This window comes from Zemynaea arenosa (assembly GCF_004614185.1).
Classification (GTDB): domain Bacteria; phylum Pseudomonadota; class Gammaproteobacteria; order Burkholderiales; family Burkholderiaceae_D; genus Telluria; species Telluria arenosa.
Genome location: NZ_SPVF01000053.1, coordinates 1 through 3,800 on the forward strand (window position 1 = coordinate 1; position 3,800 = coordinate 3,800).

The 3,800-nt window shown below is 66.8% G+C and carries 3 protein-coding genes; 1 reads left to right on the top strand and 2 read right to left on the bottom strand.

What is annotated here, in order from left to right; translation table 11 throughout:
* Together E4L96_RS03630 and E4L96_RS03635 are read right to left on the bottom strand one after the other, a co-directional pair.
* The coding region (locus E4L96_RS03630) for a methyl-accepting chemotaxis protein (RefSeq protein ID WP_135205870.1) at positions 1 to 1,676 on the bottom strand (1,676 nt) is incomplete at its 3' end.
* 14 nt (positions 1,677 to 1,690) lie between these two features.
* Positions 1,691 to 2,161, bottom strand: coding sequence for a cache domain-containing protein (locus tag E4L96_RS03635; RefSeq protein WP_135205871.1), 471 nt, complete (start codon positions 2,159 to 2,161; stop codon positions 1,691 to 1,693).
* Between the two features lie 206 nt (positions 2,162 to 2,367).
* Between E4L96_RS03635 and E4L96_RS03640 the strand changes: the two genes are divergently transcribed.
* On the top strand, positions 2,368 to 3,750 hold the full coding sequence (locus E4L96_RS03640) for a KamA family radical SAM protein (RefSeq protein ID WP_135205872.1): 1,383 nt from the start codon (positions 2,368 to 2,370) through the stop codon (positions 3,748 to 3,750).
* Positions 3,751 to 3,800: the final 50 nt, after the last annotated feature.

Genomic DNA, 3,800 nt, shown 5'->3' on the forward strand with positions numbered 1-3,800 from the left:
CTTTTTTCCAACCACCCCCCGCCCGCCCCGCGCACCCCCGGCGAGGCGGCGGGGCTTTGAGCGGTAATCCCCGCGCGGGGGGGGGCGCGGGGGCGGCGGGGGGCGCGCATCGGGCTGTCGGGGCGGCGGCGCTCGCCGACCTGGAACAGGGAGACGGCGCGCGCCAGGTTGTCGGCTTGCTCGTGCAGGCTGGCGGCGGCGGCGGCGGCTTCCTCCACGAGCGCGGCGTTCTGCTGGGTCATGTCGTCCATCTGGCCGACCGCGCGGTTGACCTCCGCAATGCCGGTGGCCTGCTCGCTGCTGGCCACGCTGATGCGGGAGATGATGTCGTTCACCTGCTTCACGGAGCTGACGATGTCGCCCATGCTGCCCCCGGCCTGGTCGACCATCGCGCTGCCGCCGTCGATCGTGGCCACCGATTCGGCAATCAGGGCCTTGATCTCGCGTGCGGCGCCGGCCGAGCGCTGAGCGAGGTTGCGCACTTCGGCCGCGACCACCGCGAAGCCGCGCCCCTGTTCACCGGCACGCGCCGCTTCCACCGCGGCGTTCAGCGCCAGGATGTTGGTCTGGAACGAGATGCCGTCGATGACGCCGATGATGTCCGCCACCTTGCGCGAACTCTCGCGGATGTTGTTCATGGTGCGCACCGCTTCCTGCACCGCCTTGCCACCGCTGTCCGCCAGCGTGGCTGCCTGCGCGGCGAGCTGGCTGGCCTGGCGCGCGTTGGCCGCGGTCGCGGTGACGGCCTGCGTGAGCGATTCGATGGCGCTCGCGGTTTCTTCCAGCGACCCGGCCTGCATCTCGGTCCGTGCGGACAGGTCCAGGTTCCCGCTCGCGATCTCCTGCGAGGCGCAGTCGATCGAATGCACGGCTTCGCCAATGGTGTGGATGGTCTGGTTCAACTGGCCGATGGTGCGGTCCAGCGCGCGCGAGGTGTCCGCGATTTCGTCGGCGCCATCCACGTCCAGCGTCGCGGTGAGGCGGCCCGCCGCCAGTTCATCGACCGCGCCGCACATGGCCTGGATATCGGCCAGCATGGACCGCCGCACCAGCATCGTCGCCAGCAGCGACAGCGCGATCGACAGCGCCACCAGCCCCGCCATGGTCACGCCCAGCGTACGGAATTCCGCCTTGGCCGCGGCCGACGCCTGCTCAGACAAGGTCTTCTCGAGCAGCGCGAGCTGCGCCAGCTGCGAGTTGAGCACCTCGTACTCCGACTCCGCCTTGGCCATCGAATTGGCGGCGATGGACACGTCCACCTGCGCGATCTCGATGGTGTCCTTGACCGCCTTGCGGTAGCGCGCCAGCGCCGTGGTCGAGGCTTCCACCAGGCGCCGCTCGTCCAGCCCCGCGACCTTGGCCAGCGCGGCCAGCTGCCCATCCAGGCTGTCGTGGCGCCGCCCGATGTCGGCGGTCAGCTTGTCCAGCCGCGCCTTGGCGAAGCTGCCGTTGATCCACGCGAGCAGGCGGTAGATGTCTGCGTGCGCCTGGCGCGCGTCGCTGCCCGTGTCGGCGGCGGCGCGCAGGCGGGCGGCCCGCACTTCGATGATGTTTTCGAGCGAGGCGTTCTGGCGCACCATCCCGTAGTAGGCGGCGCCCGACAGCGTCACGAGCAGCACCAGCACCAGCCCGGGCGCGAGCAGCAGCTTGGGTCCGATCCGCAGTTTCTTCAGCATGGTGGCCGCTCCGCTTACTTCTTGTAGATGCCGGCTTCCAGTACCACGTCGTCCACCCGCAGGATGTAGGTGGTCTTCGGCTCGATCTTGCCGGACACCGGGTTGCGGTACATGTAGTCCACCCAGCCCTTGCCGCTCTTCTTGGCCAGCTCCACGATCTCGCGCCGGTACTTCTTGCCGTTCGCGTCCGGTACGTCGATCAAATCCTTGCCGACGATGTTGGGGTTCACCGGATGCGCCAGCACCACGCCGGTGTTGATGTCGCGGATGTCGATGTAGAGCGACCCTTGCAGGTAGTCCGGATCCTTGGCGCTCAACTTCTTCATCAACGCCTCCTTGCCGTTGGACTTGATAAAGGCGGCGCCTTTTTCCGCCATGGCGATGGCATCCTTTTCGGTCGGTTCCGGCGCGGCCCAGGCGGAAGTGGCGACCGTGGTGGCGGCAAAGGTTAAGGCAAGTGCGAATGCGGCAGTGGTCAGTTTCATGGTCTTTGTCCTTGTCAGATTGCCAAGCGGCATAAGTTTCTGGAGTGCATCGGCAAGCCTACGCCCCCGTAACGGTTGCGGTTTGCGCTGCCTCAATAGCGCAAACGCTTGTCTTTCCGCAGGTCATTCAATTGATGCACGGCAATTGACGCCGGACAGGGACTTCTAGGATGCGAAGTCCCCACCTCACTTTCCGGAGAACCGCCGTGAGCCTCGAGACCCTGCCCGACAAGTTCAAGCCCTACACCCGACAGAGCATTTCGCAGGCGCGCCAATGGCAGTGGATGGCGCCGGAGCTGCGCGAAGCCGTGCAAGTGGTGTCGCACGTGCTGCCGTTCCGGACCAACGCGTATGTGATGGACCATCTGATCGACTGGGCCAAGGTGCCGGACGATCCGATCTACCGCCTGACCTTCCCGCACAAGGACATGCTGCCCGCCCACGAGTACGAGCACCTGCGCGACCTGGTGCTGGGTGGCGGCGACGCGAAGGCGCTGGCGGCCACCGTGCAGGCGATCCGCATGCGCATGAACCCCCATCCGGCCGGCCAGCTGACCCACAACGTGCCGCAGCTGAATGGCGAACCGTTGCGCGGCCTGCAGCACAAGTACCGCGAGACGGTGTTGTTCTTCCCGAGCTCCGGCCAGACCTGCCACGCCTACTGCACCTTCTGCTTCCGCTGGCCGCAGTTCGCGGGCATGGACGGAGACCTGAAGTTCGACGCGCGCGACACCGATCAACTGGTGGCCTACCTGAAGGCGCACCCGGACGTGACGGACGTGCTGATCACCGGCGGCGACCCGCTCATCATGAATACCCGCTCGTTCGAGCAGATCATCGATGCGCTGCTGGTGCCGGAGCTGGGGCACATCCAGAATATCCGCGTGGGCACCAAGTCGGTGGCCTACTGGCCGCAGCGCTTCGTGACGGACAAGGACGCCGACGACCTGCTGCGCGTGTTCGAACGCGTGGTCAAGAGCGGCAAGAACATGGCGGTGATGGGACATTACAACCACGCCGCCGAACTGCGGCCGGAGATCGCGCAGCGCGCGGTCAAGCGCATCGTCGGTACCGGCGCCACGCTGCGCATGCAAGGTCCGCTGATCCGCCACATCAACGAGGATCCGAACAGCTGGGCCGAGCTGTGGACCACCGGCGTGAAGCTGGGCGCCATCCCCTATTACATGTTCGTGGAGCGCGACACGGGGCCGAGCGAATATTTCGCACTGCCGCTGGCGCGCGCGCACGAGGTGTTCCAGCAGGCGTACTCGCAGGTGTCCGGGCTGGCGCGCACGGTGCGCGGGCCGTCCATGAGCGCCTTCCCGGGCAAGGTGGCGATCGACGGCGTGGTCACCATCAACGGCGAGAAGCTGTTTGCTTTGCAGTTCCTCCAGGCGCGCAACCCCGAGTGGGTGCGCAAACCGTTCTTCGCCAAGTACGTTCCGCATGCGACCTGGCTGGACCAGCTCCAGCCTGCATTCGGGCAGTCAAAGTTCTTCTTCGAAAGCGACGAGCAGCTGCACGCGCGCGTCATTCCGATCAAGCAGGCGCGCCACGCGGCCGCGCCGCAGCTGGTCACCGGGACCTGAGGGCCCGATGGACGTGGAGCAGGAGCAGGAGATGCGGGGCCGGGCAGCAC